The organism is Ruegeria sp. HU-ET01832 (genome assembly GCF_040371315.1).
GTDB lineage: Bacteria > Pseudomonadota > Alphaproteobacteria > Rhodobacterales > Rhodobacteraceae > Ruegeria > Ruegeria lacuscaerulensis_A.
Genome location: NZ_BAABWL010000001.1, coordinates 731698 through 754612 on the forward strand (window position 1 = coordinate 731698; position 22915 = coordinate 754612).

The window sequence follows — 22915 nt, forward strand, 5'->3', positions numbered from 1 at the left end:
GCGGAATGACATTCATTTTCGAACTGTTGATCGCCTTCTTTCTGGTTATCTCGGGCATCTTTGGATTTGTCGGCTCGTTTGGGATGATCAAGTTAAAAGACCCGATGTCGCGCCTGCACGCACCGACCAAGGCGACCACTTTGGGGGTGGGCGGCGTTTTGCTGGCCTCAATCTGCCACTCGGTACTTCTGGAAGGCAAGCTGTCCCTTCATGAACTGCTGATCACTCTGTTTTTGTTCCTGACTGCCCCGATCACGGCCCTGTTCATTGCCAAATGGCATATTCACCGCCATGAAAAGCCTGACGATCTGCCGGATGCTGGCGAGGATGAGCTTTGGGCCACCCACGCGGTCGAACAGGTCGAAGACGTCCCGGACCACAGCAAGACCTGATAACCATGCACATGCCTCCGCTGCCCCTGACCCGCGATCTGGTTCTCATTGGCGGAGGCCACACGCATGCGCTGCTGCTGCGCATGTGGGGGATGAACCCCCTGCCCGGCGCCCGGGTCACCGTGATCAACCCCGGCCCGACTGCGCCATATTCCGGCATGTTGCCGGGGTTTGTCGCCGGTCACTATGAGCGTTGGGAACTGGATATCGATCTTGTTAAACTGGCCCGTTTCGCAGGCGCGCGAGTTATATTGGGGGCCGTTCAGGGCATCGACAGCAAAAACCGTACCGTCCATGTCCCCGGACGTCCTCCGGTCGTGTTCGATGTGGCGTCGGTGAATGTGGGGATCACCTCTGACATGCCGGCACTGCCCGGTTTTGCCGAACACGCCATCCCCGCGAAACCGCTTGGCCCCTTTGCTGCACAATGGGCGGCCTATCTGGACGGCACCGGCCCTGCCGCTGTTACCGTGATCGGAGGCGGCGTCGCAGGCGTAGAACTGGTCATGGCAATGGCCCACGCCCTAAAGGCCAAAGGTCGAACGGCGCTGGTCAGCCTGATCGACAATGCGAAAGCTCTGACCGCGACTGGGGAAAAGGCAGCCGCCACTATCCGCCGTACCATGGCTGAGCTTGGCGTCGACGTGATCGAAGACGCCGAAATCGACAGGATCGCAAACGATCATGTCGCACTGAAAGACGGGCGCACAGTTCCCGCAGGTTTCGTGACCGGCGCAGCAGGCGCACGCCCTTACAGCTGGGTCGCCGACACAGAGCTTGATCTGCAAGACGGGTTCATTTCCGTAAACGGCCAGTTGCAATCCAGCGATCCGGCTATTTTTGCGGCCGGGGATTGCGCCCATCTGTCCGAAAACCCCCGCCCCAAGGCAGGTGTTTATGCAGTCCGCGAGGCGCCAATCCTGTTCAACAACCTCCGAGCCGCGCTTGGGGCCGGAAAAATGCGCCGCTATGCACCCCAAAAAGACTATTTGAAACTAATCTCGTTGGGCGGAAAATCCGCACTGGGGGAGAGGTTGGGAACATCGTTCAGCGGCCCGTTGATGTGGCGTTGGAAAAACCACATCGACCAGTCTTTTATGAACAAATTCCGCAACCTGCCTGAAATGGCACAGACTGCTCTACCGGCGCAGCACGCGGCTGGACTTGCCGAAACCGCTGGTGACAAACCCATGTGCGGTGGTTGTGGAGCCAAGGTTGGTCGTGGCGCATTGCGGTCTGCCCTGTCGGCGCTGCTCCGATCGGAAAGACCAGACGTCTTATCGCTGCCCGGCGACGACGCTGCAATTCTGACAACCGGTGGCACGCGCCAGGTGATGACCTCGGATCACCTGCGGGCTGTGACCGATGATCCGGTAATGATGACCCGTATCGCCGCAGTTCACGCGTTGGGGGATATCTGGGCGATGGGGGCCGCGCCGCAGGCCGCGACGGCAACGCTTATTCTGCCCCGTATGTCTGCTGACCTGCAGCACCGCACGATGGCCGAGATCATGGCGACCGCCGATGTTGTGATGCGAAAGGCCGGCGCCGAGATCGTTGGCGGGCACAGCTCGATGGGGGATGAAATGACCATCGGCTTCACGTTGACAGGGCTTTGCGAGCGCGATCCGATCACTCTGTCCGGCGCCCGCGCACAAGACGCCTTGATCCTGACCAAGCCACTGGGCAGCGGTGTCATCATGGCTGCGGAAATGGCGGGGATGGCCAAAGGTGAATGGGTGGCGCAAGCCTTTGACCAAATGGTTCATCCGCAGGGTGAGGCCGCCCGGCTTCTGGCCGACGCCCATGCAATGACCGATGTGACGGGGTTTGGGCTGGCCGGGCATCTGCTGGGTATGTGCGAGGCCTCGGAGTGTGGCGCGACACTGGATTTGGACGCAATTCCCTTGATGAAAGGCGCGCTGGAACTGACCCGGACCGGAGTGCGCTCGACCCTGTTTGCAGATAACCGAGTCGCGGCTCCGGATTTGCCCGAAGGCGGCAAGGCCGACCTGCTTTTTGATCCGCAAACCGCCGGAGGCTTATTGGCCGCCGTCCGCGCCGACCACGCCCATGGAATTTGCGAGCGCCTGCGCGCGGCAGGGTATCCAGCTGTTGTGATCGGACAGATTACGGAAACGGCCGGCGTGCGGCTTTCATAGCTGGTCCAAAACCGCTTTGATCTGCTCCGCTGCATCGCTCAGACCAACAGCGTCCAATGACGCAGCATCGATACTTGCGATCACGTTCGACACCCGAGTACGGCTGGACTTGGTATAGGCCGGGTCATAGTGCTGCTGCATCAAAGCGCTGGTCAAAGCACGCTTGTCTCCGGCCTCGATCAGTTTGATCCAACCATCGACCACGTCATGGCCCCGGTGGAAGCGCAATGGCGACAGACGATCCTTGAGCCGTTCGGTATCTGCCAGGACATCCTCATAGGCGGACACAAGATAATCCGACCGGGCCGCAATCGATGCCCGCACAAGTATGCGCGATGCGTTGCGCAAAGCAGACCAGACCGAGGGCGGCAGGATCAGAGTTCCGATTTTAGACGATTCCGCCTCAACAACGACCGGGCGGCTTGGATCCAGATTGCACAGAGCACAGGCCAGCGCGGATTCGAAGGCCTTTTGACTGGGTTGTCCTCCGGGCATCTCGCCCAGCAAAGATCCACGATGATTGGCCAAGCCTTCAAGGTCCAGCACTTGAACGCCCTGGGCCTTGAGAAGCGTAAGCAGCTCCGTCTTGGCGGTTCCGGTATAGCCATCCAGCGCATATAGGCGGTGGGGCAACGGTTCATCATAGAGGTACCGCTTCACCAGCCTGCGATATGTCCGATAGCCGCCCTCGACCACCTCAGCCCGCCAACCGATCTGTTGCAACATCCAAGTAAACGACCCGGATCGTTGACCGCCGCGCCAGCAATAGACCAGCGGCTTCCAACCGCCTTCGTGATGCGACAGGCTGTTTTCGATATGATTTGCGGCATTTCGAAAGACCAGCGCAGCCCCCAGTTTACGCGCCAGAAATGGGCTTTGCTGCACGTAAATTGTACCGACCCGCGCGCGCTCATCATTGTCCAGAACGGGAAGGCTGATGGCGCCCGGCAGGTGATCCTCGGCGAATTCAGCGGGGCTGCGCACGTCGATCACAGTGTCGAAGTCGTGCGCGTAGAGATCGGGCAAACTGTTAAATGTCAAAGCCATGCAAACGATCTATCTTGCGCAAGCGGGCTTGAAAAGGACAGCCGTCATTCGACCAGAGGCTCGATCAGTGACGACCCGCCGGCCCGGTTCGAATTCACGACCGGGTCAACGCGGTGGTATGTCAGGACATCTTCGGCACCCGGCGTCATAAGTCGCGCGGCCCCTTTCCCGGTCTCACCCAGCCACAGTGGCCAGTCCTGTTGTTCAAGGATCAATGGCATACGGTGATGAATGGCTCCAAGACGCGTGTTGGCGGGCGTGGTCACGATGGCGCATGTCCCTTGTCGGTTCTCGTCAGGGCCCCAATTCTGCCAGACCCCCGCAAAAGCAATCGGCGCGTGATCCTGACGATGAATATACCATGGCAGGCGGTCACCGTTTGGAGTTTTCATCCATTCATAAAACCCTGTCGCCACAATCAGACACCGCCTCTCGCGGCAGGCTGCGCGAAAGGCAGGTTTTTCAGCCAGGGTTTCTGACCGGGCATTGATAAGCAACGGCCCGGCCGTTTCAGATTTGTACCAGTGCGGGATAAAACCCCAGCGCAAGGGATCAAGGGTGCGCCCGGCCTGATCCGAGCGGACCACATGCACTTGATTTGTCGGGCAAACGTTAAAGTTGGGCACTGCGGGCAACGTATTCGCGGGCCGCGCTGAAAACAGCTGCGCCATAGCGTCGTTTGGAAGAGTTATTGCAAACCGTCCGCACATAGGAGATGAACCATCAATATTCGTTTCGTTCGGGCAAAGGTTCTCACGGGGTCTCATGCAAAATCAAACAGCGAAAACCATAAAAGGCAAGGCTGTGGCCGCTTTAGAGGCTGGCAAGCTTCAACAGGCACTGAAAAAGGCGCAGTTGGGTCTGAAGAAATTTCCAGCTGACACGGATTTTCACGCCATTTCCGGGTTTGTCCTGACCGAGCTGAAACAGTATCGAAAATCCATTCCGCATTTCGTTGAGGCATCCAAACGAAAGCCAAACGATCCCCAGTTTGCGGAAAACCTTGCGAACGCTTTGATGCAGACCGGGCAAATTCCAAAAGCATTGGAGTATGCCGAGCAAAAACTGCAGAAATTTCCCAATAACAAAGAGTTGAGCCGGGTTATTGACGAAATTGAGCTTAAAGGCAGCAACTGGCGTGCCATCATCGACAACGCAACCAAGAAGTTAGAGAGCGACCCGGACAATGCCAGCCTGTTGTCGTCTCGCGCCAGAGCTTATGGGCGCATTGGCTTTGTTGAAGAAAATACACGCGACATTGCCCGAGCTTTCGAGCTTGCTCCGGACAACGAGAGCATCGCGTTCCAAAAGGCAATCAATTTGCACCAGAGCGGCGACAAGGAAACCGCCGGTGAAATCCTGCGTAAGATTACAGCACAAAACCCCGAGCACGTTTTTTCACTTCTTCAGTTGTCGACAATGGCTAACAAGGACAGTGCGCCCGACTTAATCGAGAAGGTTGAGACAGCCATTGCAAATAGCGAGCACAAGCTGTCCGAGCTTGAATTTGCGAAGGCACATTTGCTGTCCAAAACTCAGGGACTTAACGCTGCGCTGCCTCAATTCGAGCGCGCGAACGCAATTCAACACGAAACAATCCCGTACGATTTCGCGGCAGAAGAGCAAAAGTTCGAAGTGATCACCGGGCAGTTCCGTGAAAATACCGATCTTCCGTTCTCTGATATAAGCGAAAGCCCTGTACCAATCTTCGTTCTGGGACAGCCCCGTTCGGGTACGACCTTGATGGAGATGATGCTCAGTTCTGCCCCCGGGGTTGCAGGATGTGGCGAGCTGACGGTGGCCGCCGATCTTTCGCGTGATTTTGAGCAGGCGTCTCATGCTTTCAGCTCGCAGAATGCAAGCGAGTTCGCACAGGACTTTCGCGCCCTGATGCCCCCAATCCCAGAAGGATCGGTCGCGTTTGTCGACAAGATGCCACACAATTTCCAGCGAATTGGATTCTTGCTGGCAGCTTTTCCGAACGCAAAGATCATTAACATGCTTCGGGATCCGCGGGACGTCGGTTTGTCAAAATGGATCAGGCGTTTTCCAGCGGGTGGAATGCGGTATGCCTCGAACCAAAAGGCGATCGCGCATACCGCGAATATGTATCGACGCTACATGACGCATTGGAACGCGGTGTTTGGCGACCGAATACTGACAGTCCAATACGAAAAACTGGTTGAAGACCCAAAGACTTACAGCCAACAGGTTGCTGCGTTCTGTGACCTCGAGTGGACCGAGACGATGATGCATCCGGAGGAAAACACCAAGCAGGTCAGGACGGCTAGCATCGATCAGGTGCGTAAGAAGATTTCAACTAAGTCGATCGGCGGCTGGCGCAGTGTATCCGACCACCTTCAGCCGATGTTGCAAGGCCTCGATCCCGAGCTTTGGCCAGAATACGATTTTGACTGACCAAAAAAGGCCGCGCAGCATGGCGCGGCCTTTTCCAATAGTATAACGGGTTACTTCTGCTTGATGCGCCCGTCCACGTACGGCGTGTAAGGCGCGTTTTCCGCAAGATATTCAGCAGTTACATCCGCCAGATCCGGGCCAAAATCATAGGCGTTCTTGTCGTCACCCTCGAACATTTTGTATCCGTCGCCGCCGTTGCGAACATAGTTGTTGGTCACCACAAGGTAAGTCGCTTCCGGATCAATCGGCACATAGCCGCCATCCTTGGCCACCATAACTTCGGTGATACGTCCCTCGTTAGGCGCAACCGATGGGTCCCACGTAAAGGTCATACCGGCCACCTGAGGGAAACGACCTTTGACCTCTTCGACCTGGCTCACACCGTTTTCCAGCGCATCGATGACACCCTGACCACTGATCTCGAAAGTCGAAAGAGTGTTCTGGAATGGAAGAACAGTCAGGACTTCGCCCATAGTCACTTCACCCTCGTCGATTGACGCGCGCAGGCCACCGGAGTTTGCAATCGCAATCTGGGCACCCTGATCCGCGACGCGCGCCAGCATTGCATCTGCAACGAGGTTGCCCATTTCACATTCCTGAACCCGGCATACATCGCGATTGCCTTCGATCGACGCAGCCGAGCTGGCGACGACTCGTTTCTTCATCTCTTCAATCGGTGCGCCCATCTCGGCGACTCGTGCAGCGATGTCCGGATCCGGCGTCACAGACGCATCCAACAGGATCGGTTCGCCTTCTGCCGAAACCAGGTTTCCATCATCGTCAAAAGTCAGAGTGACCTCACCCAGATACTTGGAATAAGCGTAAGCCTGAACCACGGGCACATCACCTACCATCAGAGGATAAGATCCGGCGGCCCCTTCCTGCGTATTCGACAGCAACGTATGCGAGTGCCCGCCGACGACCAAATCAAGCCCCGGGACCTTCTCGGCAATTTCGATGTCCTTGGCCAGACCGACGTGGTTCAGCGCAATGACAATGTCGACACCTTCGGCCTGCAACGCCTCTACATCTGCTGTCAGGCTGTCGATTTCATCTTGGAACAGAACGTCCTTGCCGGGGCTGGATGTATCTACGGTATCGGTTGCCAAAGCGGATACGATACCAACCTTTTGCCCGCCGACATCCAGAACCAGATGCCCTTGTACGCGATCTTTCAACTCTGCCGAAGATGACAGATCAAGGTTGCCGGAAATTACGGGAAAACTCACCGCGTCAATGAAAGCCGCCAGACCTTCGGGGCCATCGTCGAATTCGTGGTTGCCGACCGCCATCGCGTCGTAACCGATGGCCTCCATGAACTCTGCCTCGGCCGCACCTTTATAGGTGGTATAGAAAAGCGAGCCTTGAAACGGATCGCCTGCATCCAGCACCAGAACGTTTTGTCCGTTCAACGCATCGCGGCGCCCGTCAATTGCCGTCTTCAACCGCGCCATACCGCCAAAGCACTTACCCTCGGCTTCGTCCTCGGCGTCACAGGTTGAATCGTATTTGTTGATCGATTCGATACGACTGTGGATATCATTGGTGTGAAGAATGGTCAGCTTGTACTCGGCCGCGGCCATGCCTGCGGTCAGGCCCAGAACGGCGGCCGATGTCAGCAAACGGGTGAACATATTCAAACTCCCTATTGTTATTTGCCGTGATGGTGCGCCGTGTTGCGGGAAGAGTCAAAGGGGGAAATCCGGCTTGATTCTACCTGCCGCGCGGGGCATCACGGCCCTATGCTGATTTACAAGATTTTCCGGTCCGACGAATGGGCCGCGTTGCAATCCAACGGGGCGACGGATGGCGCTCCAATTGATGTTTCCGACGGGTATGTCCATTTCTCGACAGCGGAACAGGCGGCCGAGACGGCCGCCAAGCACTTCGCTGGGGTCGACGGTTTGACATTGCTGGCTTGTGACGCCGAGGCGATGGGGGACGACTTGAAGTGGGAGGTTTCGCGCGGGGGCGCGCTGTTCCCGCATCTCTACCGACAGATCAGGCTGACGGATGTGCTTTGGGCTAAACCTTTGCCCTATGACGGGCAGGCCCACCAGTTCCCCGAGGAGATGGAATGACCCGCTACATCGACCCCGAGCGCGCTCAGTTCGAGGCGTTCAAGAATCTGGACCGTGATCATCCGATCGAGATGCTCAATCTGGTGAAATTCCGCGTCAAGGCCGCGTACCCGGATGACCATGATCTGGCCGATGCCGGTCTGACCGGCGCGCAGGCCTATCGCAACTACGGGGCCGAGACGACCCCGATCATCGCTCGTATCGGCGCGCATATTTTATGGAGCGGCGCGTTTCAAACAACTCTGATCGGCCCGCAGGACGAGGTTTGGGACGCAGTCTTTATCGCCCGTTATCCCACCGCCCATGCGTTCATGGAAATGGTCACAGACCCGGATTACCAAAAAGCGGTCGTGCATCGTCAGGCGGCGGTGGACACGTCGCGCCTGATCCGTTGCGCTCCGACCCAAGGCAGAGAGAGCTTCGGATGAAACTGACCGAGAAACTGGGCCTTGCCGCCCTGCACCGGATGGATCCGGAAGCCGCGCATGGGATGTCGATCAAAGCATTGAAAGCGGGGCTGGCCCCTGCACCCGGTCCTGTGATCTCGTCCCGATTGCGCACGCAGGTGGCTGGGCTTGACCTGCCCAACCCGGTCGGGCTGGCCGCTGGGTTCGACAAGAACGGCGAGGTTCTGACACCCCTGTCTCGCGTGGGCTTCGGGTTTATCGAGGTCGGCGCCGTGACCCCTCGCCCGCAGCCCGGCAACCCCAAACCCCGCCTGTTTCGCCTGAGCGAAGACAAGGCCGCCATCAACCGCTTTGGCTTCAACAACGAAGGCATGGAGGTCATGGCCACTCGTCTGGCGGATCGTCCCAAAGACGCGGTGATTGGCCTGAACCTGGGTGCGAACAAGGACAGCGACGACCGCCCTGGCGATTTTGCCAAGGTGCTGGCCCATTGCGCGACGCATCTGGATTTCGCGACGGTCAATGTTTCGTCCCCCAATACCGAGAAACTACGCGACCTGCAGGGCAAGGCCGCGCTAAGCGCATTGCTGGCGGGAGTGATCGAGACCCGCGATGCTCTACCGCGCCCCCTGCCTGTGTTCTTGAAGATCGCCCCCGATCTGACCGAAGACGAGCTGCAGGATATCGCCGAGGTCGCTCGCGAAACCGGCGTGGATGCGGTGATCGCCACCAATACCACTATGTCCCGCGACGGTCTGCGCAGTGTGCACAAGGATCAAGCCGGAGGTCTGTCCGGAGCACCTCTGTTCGAGAAATCCACCCGCGTATTGGCGAGATTGAGCCAGTTGACCGACGGCCAGATCCCCCTGATCGGTGTTGGTGGGATCAGTACGGCGGAACAGGCCTATGCCAAGATTTGCGCCGGAGCCTCTGCCGTGCAGCTCTACACAGCGATGGTTTATGGCGGCATTTCACTGGCCGCCGAGATCGCGCAGGGGTTGGACAAGCTTTTGGCGCGCGACGGGTTCGACACTGTCGCGCAAGCCGTGGGCAGCAAACGTGAGGACTGGTTATGATCGAATACTGGCACAACCCCCGCTGTTCCAAATCCCGCGCCGGGCTGGCGCTGCTCGAGGAAAAAGGCGCGCAGATCGAGGTGCGGAAATACCTTGAAGACGCGCCCTCGACGGATGAATTGCGCGCGACACTGGCCCTTTTGGGCGTACCCGCCATCGACATGATGCGGACGGGTGAGAAACAGTTCAAGGAACTCGGGCTGACCAAGAACTCACCAGAAGAAGCGCTGATCGCGGCCATGGCGGAACACCCGATCCTGATCGAGCGTCCTCTGGCGATCAATGGCGACAAGGCCGCCATCGGACGCCCGCCCGAGAACCTGCTGGACCTGCTCTAAGCGATCTTCGCCTCAAGCCGGGGATAGCGCCATCCCAAGGTCAATCCCCGTGCAATGTTCAGAACCATCAACGCGGCCCAAAGGCCGTGGTTGCCCAGCGTCGGCACCAGTAAGAAAAGGGCGACCACGTAGATCGCAACCGACTGGATCATCGCGTTGCGCATATCCCGCGTCCAGGTTGCCCCGATATAGATGCCGTCGAACATCCAACTTGCCACTCCGATCACCGGGGCCAGCGCCGCCCAGATCAGGTATTCTCGCGCGGCCAGACGGACCTCGGGCGAGGTAGACATCAGGTCGATCAGCGCAGGCCCTGCAAAATAGAATACTGCGCCCAAGGCAAAGGCTCCGCCCACACCCCACTGCGACGCCATGACCGAAGCCCGCCGCACCTGATACCGGTTCCGCGCACCAACTGCGCCCCCCACCAGTGCCTCGGCTGAAAAGGCAAAGCCGTCCAGCGCGAAGGCTGTGATCTCAAGAAACTGCAGAAGGACCTGATTGGCCGCCAGATTGACATCGCCCAGATCGGACCCCACAAACAGAAAGGTGGTGAATGAGCCCGTCAAAAGGACCGACCGGATCATGATATCGGTGTTCACTTGGAGCATCCGACGCAGGCGTGCCGAATCGAAAATCCGGGGCCAATCGCGCCACTGATTGCCGCCGAACGCGCTGCGGCACAGCCATAGACCCAACGCCAGACCAGTCCACTCGGCGATGAGGGTCGCAACAGCGACACCTTCTACACCCCAGCCAAGCCCAAGAACGAACCATAGGTCCAACAGGATGTTCAGCCCGTTCATCCAGATCTGAAGAAGGAACACGCCACGGGTGCGCTCGATGGCAATCAACCAGCCGGTCACAGCATAAAGCGCAATCGTCGCGGGCGCGCCCCAGATACGAATTTCAAGGTATGCGCGGGTCAGCGCCTCGACCTCGGGACTGGCCGGGGACAACGCGAAGGCCCCCCAGAACACCCACACTTGCGTAACGATAAAGACAAGACCCGCCGCACCGCCCAGAAGCAGGCCGCGCATCAACAGCGCACCGGTCTCGGCCGTGTCGCCTGCCCCGCGCGCCTGCGCTGCAAGACCGGTGGTCCCCATGCGCAAAAACCCGAAGATCCAATAAATCGCAGACAGGATGACAGCACCCATGCCGACGGCTCCGATGGGGGCCGCCTGCCCCATCTGACCCACAACGCCGGTATCGACCGCGCCCAAAATCGGAACGGTTGCGTTTGACAACACGATAGGAAGGGCAATCTTCAGCACCCGTCCATGCGTTATAGGTGCCGAAGCGTCCTGCATGGTGTTCTAGCTGCCCTTGGCCTTAGGTTGCGGCATCAGGAAATGCCCCGATGCCTGCGCATAGGGACGCGCGTGGTTGTCCTGCCACGCCTCAACCCGAACCGATGCATAACGCCGCCCTGATCGGCTGACAAAAGCGCGGGCATAGGCGTCGCGTGGCAAACCGGATCGCAGGTAGTCGACCGTGAAATCGACCGTTTTTGGAAACCGGATCGACTCGTCCTTGACGATTGCATCGGCGTCCAATTCACCGCTTTCGATACTGGGCAAGAAGTACTCCCAACTCAGCGTGATGACGGCCGTCACTTCGAGAAAAGCGGCGGTGACCCCGCCGTGCAGGGCTGGCAGCAGGGGATTTCCGATCAACTTTTCGTCAAAATTCAGCACACCGGTCAGCTCGTCCCCGCGCCGGTCGAAGGCAATATTGAGGAACCGGATATAGGGGACACCATCAACGATCGCGTTCAGCGCCGCATCGCGCCTCTGCTTGACCACCTGCATGGGTTCGGGACGTTGCCGCGCCATCACAAACCCTCCACCGTGAAAGACCCCGAGGCTGTGGCAACAGGCAACTCCTGATCCTCGTCCATCGCGGTCGCGCGCACAAAGGCGACATTGCGGGTCAAGTGGTAGCATGTGGCGTGGGTCGTGATGCTCTGACCCGGCGTCGCAGCCCTCATATAGTCTATTCTCAGGTTAATCGTAGCCGTGCCGCCGGGGGCGGCAGGATGGCTCATGACGGCGGCTCCGCAGCACGTGTCTAGTACCGCAAAAACCGCACCTCCGTGAATGACGCCAGTGCGCGGATCGCCGACCAGTTCGGCATTATACGGCATCGTTATTTCAGCCTCGCCATTCCCGATTTTGTTCAACTTCATACCCAACGCGCGCGCATGCGGAATCGCTTCGATGAACTGGCGCGCGATAGCGGCTTTGTCGACCATCTGCTTGTGTCCTCTTGATTTATCCCTTTATGAGCGTGTGACCCGCAAAAGAGCAAGCCCGCCTGTTGCGCTTGAAGCCGACAGGTCATAGGCTGCCGCAGAGGAGATCAGGAATGTCTGACGACCGTTTGTCATTCAAAGAGATGTGTGCCGAGTTCGATGTGACCCCGCGCACCCTGCGTTACTATGAATATATCGAGCTTTTGCAGCCCGATCGTGAAGGCCGCTCGCGGTTTTACGGTCCGCGCGAATGTGCGCGTATGACGTTGATCATGCGGGGGCGCAAATACGGGTTCCCTCTGGAAGACATCCGGCAGTGGTTGCTGATCTATGAAGATCAGGGGAATCAGGCGCAGATGAAGACGTTTGTCGAGATGGCTGACCTTCAACTGATCGAGCTGAATTCACAGAAACAACAGCTTGACGATGCGATCGACGCCCTGAAACAGATGCGCGATCAGACCGCGAAATCCCTGAACTGATCGCGGCCACCCAGCCCTTCGATATAGTGCTATTCCTTTCAACCCTGCTGTCGCGCTGTTGACTGGCAGGGTTATTTTGTTGCGCCTCCACGCCCCAATCTGGTTGTTTCCAACACTATTCGTGACGTGACGTTACGGCCGCCCACCCTCAAATCCACTTGACGCAAACGGAAGTTACGTCAACTTATTTGTGACGTAGCGTTTGGATTACGCGAACGCCATCTCCGTGTTGTAAGTGGCGCACAAACTGCGCAACTGAACCACATCAACGCCAGTGAACAAGAGTGCTGAAGCCATGACCGAAGATCTGATGACCATTCGTGAAATGTGCGAGACTTATGATGTCACGCCGCGAACTTTGCGGTTTTACGAGGCCAAGGAACTGCTGTTCCCGATCCGTGAAGGACAGAAACGTCTGTTCACCAAACGTGACCGCGCCCGTCTGAAACTGATCCTGCGCGGTAAGCGTTTTGGATTCAGCCTCGAGGAAATCCGGCAGTTGCTGGACCTTTATCATGTGGGTGATCAGCAGATGACCCAGATGACCCGCACATTTGAGATCGCCCGTGAACGCTTAGCCGACATGGAAGCACGCCGGGAAGAACTGACCCAGGCGATCGACGATCTGAAAGAACAGTTGCGTTGGGGCGAGAAAGTGATCGCCTCGATGAAAAACGACAAAAAGGCCGCCGAGTAACTCCCGGCGGTCCCAATCACCGGACATTCGAATTTTAAAGGGAGCTTCAAATGCCCGTCTACAACGCGCCAACCAAAGACATGCAATTCATCCTGCACGAAGTGCTGAACGTATCGGGATCGGACATTCCCGGTTACGACGAACTGGACGCGGATTTCACAGCTGCCGTGCTGGAAGAAGCAGGCAAGATTTCATCAAACGTTCTGCATCCGCTGAACGTGGTTGGCGATACTGAAGGCGTTCGCCACGAAAATGGTGTCGTTTACACCCCTACAGGGTTCAAAGACGCTTTCGAGCAAGTCAAAGTAGGTGGCTGGACAGGTCTGGACATGCCCGAAGAGTTCGGCGGCCAGAACATGCCCTACGTGATCGGCAGTGCGGTGGGTGAGATGTTCTCATCCTCGAACCAGGCGTTCACCATGTATCAGGGCCTGACCCATGGCGCGGCCTCGGCCATTCTGGCCCACGGCACCGACGAGCAGAAAGCCACCTACCTGCCCAACATGGTCAGCTGCGAGTGGACCGGCACCATGAACCTGACCGAACCGCATTGCGGCACCGATCTGGGCCTGATGCGCACCAAGGCCGAACCGCAGGACGATGGCAGCTATAAGGTGTCGGGTCAGAAGATCTTTATCTCGGCCGGTGACCACGACATGGCCGACAATATCATCCATCTGGTTCTGGCCAAAATCCCCGGCGGCCCCGAGGGCATCAAGGGCGTATCGCTGTTCATCGTGCCCAAGTTCATCGTCAACGAAGACGGCTCGCTGGGCGAACGCAACGGCGTTTCGGTCGGCAAGGTCGAAGAGAAAATGGGCATCCACGGCAACTCGACCTGTGTGATGAACTATGACGAAGCTACCGGCTTCCTGCTGGGCGACCTGCACAAAGGTATGCGTGCCATGTTCACAATGATGAACGAAGCGCGTCTGGGTGTGGGTATGCAGGGCCTGGCACAGGCCGAGGCTGCCTATCAGAACGCGGTAGAATATGCCAAGGACCGTCTGCAGGGTCGTGATGTAACCGGCGCTAAGAACCCCGATGGTCCAGCCGATCCGCTGATCGTCCACCCCGATATCCGCCGCAGCCTGATGGATCAGAAAAGCTTTACCGAAGGCGCGCGTGCGTTTGCCCTGTGGGGTGCCACGATGATCGACAAGGCGCATCGCGCGCATGACAAGGATGCGGACGGCCTGATCTCGCTGCTGACGCCGGTCATCAAGGGTTTCCTGACCGATGAAGGCTATGACATGACCGTAAAGGCACAGCAGGTCTACGGCGGCCACGGTTATATCGAGGAATGGGGCATGTCGCAGTATACCCGCGACGCCCGCATCGCGATGATCTACGAAGGTGCAAACGGCGTTCAGGCGCTGGACCTTGTGGGTCGTAAGCTGGCCACGGATGGCGGCAAGCACGTGATGGCCTTCTTCGAGATGGTCAAGAATTTCTGCAAGGAAAACGGTGGCCAGAACGAAGCGCTGGACAAGGCGTTCATCGAACCGCTCAAGGCGGCCTCGAAGGATCTGCAGGCAGCTGGCATGTACTTCATGCAGAACGGCGCCAAGAACCCCAACCACGCGTTGGCCGGTTCGAACGACTTCATGCACATGTTCGGCCATGTCTGCCTGGGCCTGGTGTGGGCACAAATGGCAAAAGCGGCTTATGCAGCCCTTGACGGCGGCACCTCGGATACCGAGTTCTACCAGACCAAGATTGCCACCGGTCAGTTCTACATGGCCCGTCGCCTGCCGGCTACTGCGCTGCACCTTGCACGCATTCAGACCGGTGCCGACACCGTCATGGCGCTCGAGGCGGCAAGCTTCTGATCTGAAACCGGCTGCGGGGCTGTTCCCGCAGCCGGGTTTTCGAAAGGATAGACATGCCGAAACGTTTTCGACTGACCCGCCGTTTTCCGGTTGCCATGACCGAAGATGGATATCGCCGCCTCAGGGCCTTTTCCCGCGAGGCCGGTCTGGACGAAGGCGAAGCACTGTCTTTCCTGTTTGAAAACTTCAACAGCGTCATTCACGAGGAGAACCTGACGCACCGCTTGCGCATCTTCAATTCGGAACTCGAAGCGCGCAAACGTTAAAGAACCGCAACCGCCCGACACAGGGCGGGCGAAAGCCAACGGCACCATTCGGTCGGGCATACGTCAAGGGAGGCTAAGGATGACCATCAAACTGCACTGTTTCAGCGTCAGCGGAAACTCGTACAAAGCTGCGCTGGCTTTGGAGATGTCCGGGTTGGACTGGGAGCCAATCGAAGTTGATTTCTTTAACGGCCAGACCCGCACACCGGAATACAGGGCAAATGTCAACGCGATGGGCGAAGCGCCCGTCTTGGTGGACGGTGATTTCAGCACCAGCCAGTCTGGAGCCATTCAAGCGTATGTGACCGAAAAGACCGGAAAGTTTGGTGGTAATTCTCACGCTGAGCGGTACGAAGTTCTGCGCTGGGTTTTGTGGGACAATCACAAGCTCAGTTCAGGAGCTGGAATGACACGATTTTTGATGAATTTCCTTCCCGCAGAGCATCGGAATGCTGACGTCATTGCCTTTAATCAGGGCCGTTTGAAGTCGGCCTATCAAATTCTGAACGCACATCTGGATGGCCGCGACTGGATCGTGGGCGACGGCGTGACAAACGCCGATCTCAGCTGCTGCGGATACCTGTATTACCCCGAGCCCTTCGGTTTTGACCGTTCCGAATGGCCCAATATCGACAAATGGCTGACGCGGCTGTCTGAACAGCCGGGTTGGCAACACCCCTACGACCTGATGCCCGGCCAAGTGCCGGATCGAGCTTAAGGAGAGCATCATGACCGAAGCTTACATCTACGACGCCCTGCGCACACCGCGCGGAAAGGGCCGCAAGGATGGCAGCCTGCACGAGGTAACCTCGGTGCGACTGTCCGCCGTCGCCCTTAACGCCATGAAAGAGCGTAACAACCTGGAAGGCCACGCCGTCGAAGACGTGATCTGGGGCAACGTCACGCAGGTGATGGAACAGGGCGGCTGTCTGGCCCGTTCTGCAGTTCTGGCATCGGATTTGGATGAATCAATCCCCGGTCTGGCCATCAACCGCTTCTGCGCCTCGGGCATGGAAGCTGTGAATCTGGCTGCCAACCAGATCAAAGGCGGTGCCGGTGACGGCTACATCGCCGGCGGCGTCGAGATGATGGGCCGCGTGGCCATGGGGTCGGACGGTGCGGCGATTGCCGTTGATCCGTCGCTGGCGATGGACACGTATTTCGTGCCGCAGGGGATTTCCTCGGACATCATCGCGACCGAATACGGCTTCAGCCGCGATCAGGCAGACCAGCTGGCGATGGAATCGCAGCGCCGCGCCGCGCAGGCGTGGGAAGAAGGCCGCTTTGCCAAGTCGATTGTCCCCGTCAAAGACCGCAACGGCCTGACCATTCTGGACCATGACGAATACATGCGCCCCGGCACCGACATGCAGAGCCTCGGCGGCCTGAACCCCGCTTTCCAGATGATGGGCGAGCAGATGCCGGGCTTCGACAAAGTCGCCCTGCTGAAATACCCGCACCTGGAAAAGATCAACCACATCCACCACGCGGGCAACAGCTCGGGCATCGTGGACGGGGCTGCGGCCGTTCTGATCGGCAACAAGGAATTCGGTGAAAAGCACGGCATCAAACCGCGCGCACGGATCAAGGCCACTGCCAAGATCGGTTTGGACCCGACCATCATGCTGACTGGCCCGGTTCCGGTGACCCAGAAAATCCTGGCCGACAACGGCATGCAGATTTCGGATTTAGACCTGTTCGAAGTGAACGAAGCCTTCGCTTCGGTCGTGTTGCGGTTCCAGCAGGCATTTGATGTGGACCCCGAGCTGGTCAACGTCAACGGCGGCTCGATCGCGATGGGTCACCCGCTGGGTGCAACCGGCGCGATGATCATCGGCACCCTGCTGGACGAGCTGGAGCGGCAGGACAAAGAAATCGGTCTGGCCACGCTCTGCATTGCGTCGGGCATGGGTGCCGCGACCATCATCGAGCGGGTCTGATGCCCAAGCTGGATCTCTCTCAGATCCCGTTTTTTGGGGGATCGTCCTATCCTGGCAAGCTGGCCGAAGCGACCGCAGGTCGTTTCGTTCAGCGGCTGGGGGATGCGGGCGGTCTGTCCCACTACGGGGTCAACATCGTGCGGTTGGAGCCTGCGGGGATGTCCTCGCTGCGGCACTACCACATGGAGCAGGACGAGTTCGCCATTGTGCTTTCCGGCATCTGCACCCTGATCGACGACGATGGTGAGCATGAGATGCAGCCCGGTGACTGCGCGGCCTGGCCCGCAGGTGAGCCCAACGGCCACCACCTTGTAAACAAAACCGATGCGCCCGCGACCTTTCTGGTGGTGGGCACGCGGACCCCGACCGAGACCGGCTTTTATAGCGATATCGACATGATGGTGAAGGACGACGCAGATGGCGAATCCTTCACCCGGAAAGACGGCAGCCCGCTGACGGCTGACCAGATTGGAGACGACGGATGACCGAGTTTACCCTGACCAAAGACGCCGACGGCGTCGGCACGATCACCTGGGATGTTCCCGGCAAATCAATGAACGTGATGTCCTTTGACGGACTGACGCAACTGGACGCCTGCATCGATCAGGCGCTGGCCGATGACGAGATCAAAGGCATCATCATCACCTCGGGCAAGAAGGGTTCCTTTGCCGGCGGCATGGACCTGAACCTGTTGGCCGTCATGAAGGAAGAGGCCGGTGACGATCCCGCCAAGGGCCTGTTCGAAGGCACGATGAAAATTCACGCCCTGCTGCGTAAGATTGAATTGGCAGGCATGGACTTCAAAACCAAGAAGGGCGGCAAGCCGATTGCAGCCGTTCTGCCCGGCACCGCCGCCGGGATCGGCATGGAACTGCCCCTGTCGACCCACCGCATCTTTGCCGGTGAAGATCCCAAAGCCAAATACGGCCTGCCGGAAATCATGGTCGGCATCTTCCCCGGCGCGGGCGGCACCACGCGCATGATCCGCAAGATGGGTACGATTGCTGCAGCTCCGCTGTTGCTGGAAGGCAAGATGCTGGACGTCAAAAAAGCCAAAGGTGCTGGCTATATCGACGAGATCGCCGCCGACCCAATGGCCGCCGCGAAAGAGTGGGTTCTGAACGCCAAGGAGACTGATCTGGTCAAACCTTGGGACGCCAAAGGGTACAAGATGCCCGGTGGTGCCCCTTACCACCCAGCCGGTTTCATGAACTTCGTCGGTGCCTCTGCGATGGTGCACGGCAAAACTCAGGGTGCTTACCCAGCAGCCAAGGCTTTGCTGAGCGCGGTTTATGAAGGCGCGCTGGTCGATTTCGACACCGCCCTGCGGATCGAGGCTCGCTGGTTTACCACTGTGCTGATGAACCCGTCATCAGGTGCAATGATCCGCTCGCTGTTCCTGAACAAAGAGGCGCTGGACAAAGGCGCCGTGCGCCCTGCCGGAATCCCCGATCAGTCGGTTAGGAAAGTCGGTGTTCTGGGTGCAGGCATGATGGGGGCCGGTATCGCGCTGGTCTCGATCCAAGCCGGTATGGAGGTTGTCCTGATTGACCGCGATCAGGCTGCCGCGGACAAAGGGAAAGCATATTCCGAGACCTATCTGGACAAGTCGGTCAAGCGGGGGAAGATCTCAGAAGACAAGAAAGACGTCATGCTGGGCCTGATCACTCCGACACCTGATCTGGAAAAGTTGAAAGGCTGTGACCTGATCATCGAAGCCGTGTTCGAAGACCCCGCCGTCAAAGCCGACATGACCAAAAAGGTCGAGGCGATTATCTCGGACGACTGCATCTTTGCCTCGAACACATCGACCCTGCCGATCACCGATCTGGCCAAGGCCAGCGTGCGCCCTGATCAGTTCATTGGTATCCACTTCTTCTCGCCGGTCGAGAAAATGCTGCTGGTCGAGATCATTAAGGGCAAGGAAACTGGTGATCGTGCGGTTGCCAAAGCGTTGGACTATGTGCGCCAGATCCGCAAAACGCCCATCGTAGTCAACGACGCGCGGTTCTTCTACTGCAACCGTTGCATCATCCCCTACCTGAACGAAGGCGCCCGTATGGTGACCGAAGGTGTTAGCCCCGTGCTGGTCGACAACGCCGCACGTCAGCTGGGCTTCCCGGTGGGGCCAATTACCCTGACCGATGAAACCTCGATCGATCTGGGGGCCAAGATCGCCCGCGCCACCAAGGCCGCGATGGGCGATGCCTATCCGGCAAGCAGCGCCGACGATCTGATCTTCTGGATGGAAGAACAGGGGCGTCTGGGCCGTAAGTCCAAGGCCGGTTTCTTTGACTATGACGAAAAGGGCAAGCGTCAGGGATACTGGAAAGGTCTGCAGGACAAGTTCCCGCTGGCCGAGGACCAGCCCGATCTGATCGAAGTTCAGGAACGCCTGATGTTCGCTCAGGTTCTGGAAGCTGTCCGTGCGCTGGAAGAAGGCGTAGTGGAAGACATCCGCGAGGCCGATGTTGGCGCGATCCTGGCTTGGGGCTTTGCGCCCTGGTCCGGTGGTCCGCTCAGCTGGGTCGACATCATCGGCGCACCTTATGCGGCCGAGCGTTGCGACCAACTGACGGCGAAATATGGTGATCGGTTCGCCTGCCCGCCGCTGCTGCGCGAGATGGCCGAGAAAGGCCAGACCTTCTACGGCCGCTTCGACCCCGAAGCGAAAGCAGCCTGAACAAAAAAACTGGCGCATGTTCTGCATGCGCCAGTTTTCGTGTCTGCGGGTTGGCGCAATGTTGACGTCAAATCAACCCGTGATCATATCCCGAAATCATCAAAGCCGTAGCCGAACCTTTCGATATCTTCGGCACACGTCGCAGCAACAGCGGCGCGTGTCGTTGGCGTGAAATAACCTCGGTAATCTGCAACACGGTCTGAACAGTTCGATTGTGGCAGCGACAGCCTGAACCCGAGATGTTCGAACAAAGGCTCGGCGTCTTTCTCGAACTGTTCCAAACGGATATACGCGCTGCAATGCTCGACCCCGTTCGCCAGTGTCATATAGCGTCGCGCTGGGTTGGATGCGAAAGACCGCGCTGTATCAGCGTGCAGAACGAACTCTGTGAACGGCAGTTTGCGAGCCAGCCCGACCGCAGGGTGCTCGAAGGTTTGATGCCTTAACCAGTGATAGTAGCTGGCAATCCGGTCCCAAGGATTCCGAACCAGAGTGAAGGTGAACATCGACAGAAGTTCGTCCGCGGATACTATCCCGTCGATATCAGATAAAACGCCGTGTTTCCTGAGACGTTTTGCGCCCGTCATCGCCTTTAACCGCTTGCGGCGTCGCAGCGCCTTGGGTGTATCGCCCACAAGGATGTCATCTTTCATAGCCCGGCCTTCCAAAGCCAAAGACAGCGATGTCCCTCCGCTTTTGGGGATATGAACAAACACGTATCGCCGACCCCTGGAAATGATCATGCGATGGCGTTTTCGGGGGATGTGCGCCCGGCTCTCCAGCCCAATACGGCGCCCGCCGTCGCGATCAGGACAATCCCTGCGATCTGCATGACGCCGACCGACTGGCCGAAGGCAAGCCAGGCGAACAGGGGGCCAAAAATCATGACCGAGTATTCGAATACCGCGACATAGGACGGCTCTCCGATCTGATAGGCTTTGATCAGCATGAAAACGGCGATTGTCGATCCAACGGCCTGAACGACGATCCAGGGGATTGCCGGTTGAATCTGCCAAACCCATCCGCGTGTGACGAACCCATCCGGCCCCTCGGGCGATGCCAGCGGAAACACCGTCAAGGCGATCACACCCGTTGCCCCCGCCAACCCCAAAGTGACGACCATGGCCGCTAAAAGAGCGACCGTGCTTTCCCCTGCGCAGTGACTGCGCGTGATGACAGCGCTCAGCGCATAGAACAGCCCCCCGGCGACAGGTAGCAGCGTCTTTACATCGAACTCATACGGGTTCGGTTGCAGCACGCATAGAATGCCGGTGAACCCCAGAAAAACAGCGAAAATACGCCAGGGCCCGATCTTTTGCCCCAGCGCCAGCGTCGATATCAGAAGCACAAAGATCGGCGAGGTAAACAGCCCCGCCAAGGCCTGTGCAATGGGCATCAGGGCCAACGCGCCAAAATAGAACAACATCGCCAACGTGATCAGCACACTGCGCAACATCACAGGCCCCAGACGATTTGGGCGCAACTTCCCGAAACCCAATAGCGACAATCCTACGATCAACGGCAGCATCAACGCGGCGCGGCTTAGGTGGAACTGCCAAAGGCCGATCGTCTCGGCCAACAAGATCACCACATTATCCACCACCCCAATGATCGCCATCGAGCTTATCATCAGGATCGAGGCCAAGATCGGTGAGGTCTGCGTGTCGGGCGACATGGTATGCCTTGTTGTTAAACCAATAAAGCCTTGTCCCCAAGGCCCTGCACCATCCAGCACATTTACAGAACCAGGCGCAACAGGTTTGCGCCACTGGATTTTTGCGTGCTAAACTGACCTCAATCAATAATGAGCAGTTCTCACCGTGATGACGGCCCTGAAACAGTACCAACGGATCGAGGCCACCGGTCTGTGGCGTCCTTCGCCCGACGTTCAACGGCGCGAGGTCGTGGTTTCCATCGGCGAAGCCACACTGACGATCTCGGATTTCAATGACAAGGCGCTGACACATTGGTCCCTGGCGGCGCTGGAACGGCAGAATCCGGGTGTTTATCCGGCGGTCTTCAACCCCGATGGCGACCCGGATGAGACGCTGGAGCTGGAAGAAACCGAAACCACCATGATCGAGGCGATAGACCGTTTGCAACGCGCCATCGACCGCGCGCGCCCGCATCCCGGGCGTTTGCGGTGGCTCAGCGTTGCGGGTGTCATTGTCGCTGTTCTGGCCTTGCTTTTACTTTGGGTTCCGGTTGCGCTTCAGAACCACGTGGTCTCGGTTGTTCCCGATATCAAACGGCAAGATATCGGTGGTGCAATCCTTGACCGGATCGAGCGCGTATCGGGGCGGGCCTGCACGTCCGAAGACGCGCAAGAAGCGTTAGATCAACTGGCCGCACGCACAGGTGTACGCGAAGTCGTCATCCTTCCGGCGGGCGTGCAAAGCAGTCTCAGCCTGCCGGGCGGGATCGTGTTGTTAAACCGGGCGCTAGTCGAAGATCACGAAGATCCTTCGGTTGCCGCCGGGTACATCATTGCAGAACGCGCACGAATGCAGGCACAGGATCCGCTTGAGGATCTGCTGGACCGCACCGGAGCGGGCACTGCCTTTAGACTGCTGACAACCGGCGAACTGACGCCCGACATCGTGGATGCCTATACCGAAGAGGTCCTGTCAGAGCCCCGCCCTTCCCTGCCGGATGATGACCTGCTGGAAGTCTTTGCCCAAGCCGCTCTGCCCTCGACACCTTTTGCCTATGCCAAGGATGTAACCGGTGAGACGGTGTTGGGCTTGATCGAGGCTGACCCAATGGCAGGCCGTCCCCAACAGCAGGTCCTGCCGGACCGCGATTGGGTCCGGCTGCAGAATATCTGCGGCGGATGA

General features: G+C 58.3%; 24 protein-coding genes. 16 read left to right on the forward strand and 8 right to left on the reverse strand.

Features of this window, described 5'->3' with window-relative positions; genetic code table 11:
• The first annotated feature begins 5 nt into the window (after positions 1–5).
• Complete coding sequence (locus tag ABWV79_RS03680; protein ID WP_170354691.1) at positions 6–392, forward strand: Na+/H+ antiporter subunit G; 387 nt, start codon at positions 6–8, stop codon at positions 390–392.
• 5 nt (positions 393–397) lie between these two features.
• Positions 398–2554 carry a selenide, water dikinase SelD gene (selD, locus tag ABWV79_RS03685; RefSeq protein ID WP_353390489.1) on the forward strand — a complete coding sequence of 719 codons (2157 nt, stop codon included), beginning with the start codon at positions 398–400 and terminating at the stop codon, positions 2552–2554.
• Here selD and mnmH read toward each other — a convergent pair.
• Together mnmH and ABWV79_RS03695 are read right to left on the reverse strand one after the other, a co-directional pair.
• Complete coding sequence (gene mnmH, locus ABWV79_RS03690; RefSeq protein ID WP_353390491.1) at positions 2549–3601, reverse strand: tRNA 2-selenouridine(34) synthase MnmH; 1053 nt, start codon at positions 3599–3601, stop codon at positions 2549–2551. The genes selD and mnmH overlap by 6 nt on opposite strands.
• Positions 3602–3645: 44 nt before the next feature.
• Complete coding sequence (locus ABWV79_RS03695; RefSeq protein ID WP_353390493.1) at positions 3646–4311, reverse strand: SOS response-associated peptidase; 666 nt, start codon at positions 4309–4311, stop codon at positions 3646–3648.
• Here ABWV79_RS03695 and ABWV79_RS03700 point away from each other — a divergent pair.
• Positions 4220–6019, forward strand: coding sequence for a tetratricopeptide repeat-containing sulfotransferase family protein (locus tag ABWV79_RS03700; RefSeq protein ID WP_353390495.1), 1800 nt, complete (start codon positions 4220–4222; stop codon positions 6017–6019). The genes ABWV79_RS03695 and ABWV79_RS03700 overlap by 92 nt on opposite strands.
• Before the next feature lie 50 nt (positions 6020–6069).
• On the opposite strand, the gene ABWV79_RS03705 is transcribed toward ABWV79_RS03700, so the two are convergent.
• Positions 6070–7653, reverse strand: coding sequence for a bifunctional metallophosphatase/5'-nucleotidase (locus tag ABWV79_RS03705; RefSeq protein ID WP_353390497.1), 1584 nt, complete (start codon positions 7651–7653; stop codon positions 6070–6072).
• Between the two features lie 108 nt (positions 7654–7761).
• Here ABWV79_RS03705 and ABWV79_RS03710 point away from each other — a divergent pair, with 108 nt between their 5' ends.
• The 4 genes from ABWV79_RS03710 to arsC are packed head-to-tail and all read left to right on the forward strand — an operon-like array spanning position 7762 to position 9921.
• Entirely contained in the window at positions 7762–8100 is a 339-nt protein-coding gene (locus tag ABWV79_RS03710) for a DUF952 domain-containing protein (protein WP_353390498.1), read from the forward strand.
• Complete coding sequence (locus ABWV79_RS03715; RefSeq protein WP_353390499.1) at positions 8097–8528, forward strand: DUF1330 domain-containing protein; 432 nt, start codon at positions 8097–8099, stop codon at positions 8526–8528. The genes ABWV79_RS03710 and ABWV79_RS03715 overlap by 4 nt, the downstream gene beginning before the upstream one ends.
• A complete protein-coding gene (locus ABWV79_RS03720) occupies positions 8525–9583 on the forward strand; it encodes a quinone-dependent dihydroorotate dehydrogenase (protein ID WP_353390500.1) in 1059 nt (352 codons plus the stop codon). Before ABWV79_RS03715 ends, ABWV79_RS03720 begins: the two co-directional genes overlap by 4 nt.
• Positions 9580–9921 carry an arsenate reductase (glutaredoxin) gene (gene arsC / locus ABWV79_RS03725; RefSeq protein WP_353390502.1) on the forward strand — a complete coding sequence of 114 codons (342 nt, stop codon included), beginning with the start codon at positions 9580–9582 and terminating at the stop codon, positions 9919–9921. The genes ABWV79_RS03720 and arsC overlap by 4 nt, the downstream gene beginning before the upstream one ends.
• Here the strand turns inward: arsC and ABWV79_RS03730 are convergent.
• Genes ABWV79_RS03730 through ABWV79_RS03740 form a run of 3 tightly spaced genes read right to left on the reverse strand, consistent with a single transcriptional unit; the run spans position 9918 to position 12178 of the window.
• Complete coding sequence (locus tag ABWV79_RS03730; protein WP_353390503.1) at positions 9918–11234, reverse strand: MATE family efflux transporter; 1317 nt, start codon at positions 11232–11234, stop codon at positions 9918–9920. The two genes, arsC and ABWV79_RS03730, sit on opposite strands and share 4 nt — an antisense overlap.
• Positions 11235–11240: 6 nt before the next feature.
• Complete coding sequence (locus ABWV79_RS03735) at positions 11241–11759, reverse strand: PaaI family thioesterase (RefSeq protein WP_353390504.1); 519 nt, start codon at positions 11757–11759, stop codon at positions 11241–11243.
• Positions 11759–12178 (reverse strand): PaaI family thioesterase, encoded by a 420-nt coding sequence (locus ABWV79_RS03740; RefSeq protein WP_353390505.1) that lies wholly within the window; start codon positions 12176–12178, stop codon positions 11759–11761. The genes ABWV79_RS03735 and ABWV79_RS03740 overlap by 1 nt, the downstream gene beginning before the upstream one ends.
• 113 nt (positions 12179–12291) lie before the next feature.
• On the opposite strand from ABWV79_RS03740, the gene ABWV79_RS03745 reads away from it, so the two are divergent.
• The 8 genes from ABWV79_RS03745 (at position 12292) to ABWV79_RS03780 (ending at position 20078) form a co-directional block, all read left to right on the forward strand.
• The gene (locus ABWV79_RS03745; protein WP_170354703.1) at positions 12292–12660 is read left to right on the forward strand and encodes a MerR family transcriptional regulator; all 369 of its coding nucleotides are present in this window, start codon (positions 12292–12294) and stop codon (positions 12658–12660) included.
• A gap of 295 nt (positions 12661–12955) precedes the next feature.
• Positions 12956–13357: a MerR family transcriptional regulator gene (locus tag ABWV79_RS03750; protein ID WP_170354704.1), complete on the forward strand. Its 402-nt coding sequence runs from the start codon at positions 12956–12958 to the stop codon at positions 13355–13357.
• Positions 13358–13407: 50 nt separating this feature from the next.
• Positions 13408–15189, forward strand: coding sequence for an acyl-CoA dehydrogenase C-terminal domain-containing protein (locus ABWV79_RS03755; protein ID WP_353390506.1), 1782 nt, complete (start codon positions 13408–13410; stop codon positions 15187–15189).
• Between the two features lie 53 nt (positions 15190–15242).
• Positions 15243–15455 (forward strand): hypothetical protein, encoded by a 213-nt coding sequence (locus ABWV79_RS03760; protein WP_170354706.1) that lies wholly within the window; start codon positions 15243–15245, stop codon positions 15453–15455.
• Positions 15456–15534: 79 nt separating this feature from the next.
• Complete coding sequence (locus ABWV79_RS03765) at positions 15535–16173, forward strand: glutathione S-transferase family protein (protein ID WP_170354707.1); 639 nt, start codon at positions 15535–15537, stop codon at positions 16171–16173.
• Positions 16174–16183: 10 nt separating this feature from the next.
• Positions 16184–17395 (forward strand): acetyl-CoA C-acetyltransferase, encoded by a 1212-nt coding sequence (locus ABWV79_RS03770; RefSeq protein ID WP_353390507.1) that lies wholly within the window; start codon positions 16184–16186, stop codon positions 17393–17395.
• The gene (locus ABWV79_RS03775) at positions 17395–17880 is read left to right on the forward strand and encodes a cupin domain-containing protein (protein WP_353390508.1); all 486 of its coding nucleotides are present in this window, start codon (positions 17395–17397) and stop codon (positions 17878–17880) included. The genes ABWV79_RS03770 and ABWV79_RS03775 overlap by 1 nt, the downstream gene beginning before the upstream one ends.
• A complete protein-coding gene (locus ABWV79_RS03780; protein WP_170354710.1) occupies positions 17877–20078 on the forward strand; it encodes a 3-hydroxyacyl-CoA dehydrogenase NAD-binding domain-containing protein in 2202 nt (733 codons plus the stop codon). Before ABWV79_RS03775 ends, ABWV79_RS03780 begins: the two co-directional genes overlap by 4 nt.
• Positions 20079–20161: 83 nt before the next feature.
• On the opposite strand, the gene ABWV79_RS03785 is transcribed toward ABWV79_RS03780, so the two are convergent.
• Both ABWV79_RS03785 and ABWV79_RS03790 read right to left on the reverse strand, forming a co-directional pair.
• A complete protein-coding gene (locus ABWV79_RS03785; RefSeq protein WP_353390509.1) occupies positions 20162–20794 on the reverse strand; it encodes a sulfotransferase family 2 domain-containing protein in 633 nt (210 codons plus the stop codon).
• Between the two features lie 23 nt (positions 20795–20817).
• A complete protein-coding gene (locus tag ABWV79_RS03790; protein WP_170752302.1) occupies positions 20818–21753 on the reverse strand; it encodes a DMT family transporter in 936 nt (311 codons plus the stop codon).
• Between the two features lie 148 nt (positions 21754–21901).
• Between ABWV79_RS03790 and ABWV79_RS03795 the strand changes: the two genes are divergently transcribed.
• Positions 21902–22915 carry a hypothetical protein gene (locus tag ABWV79_RS03795; protein ID WP_353390510.1) on the forward strand — a complete coding sequence of 338 codons (1014 nt, stop codon included), beginning with the start codon at positions 21902–21904 and terminating at the stop codon, positions 22913–22915.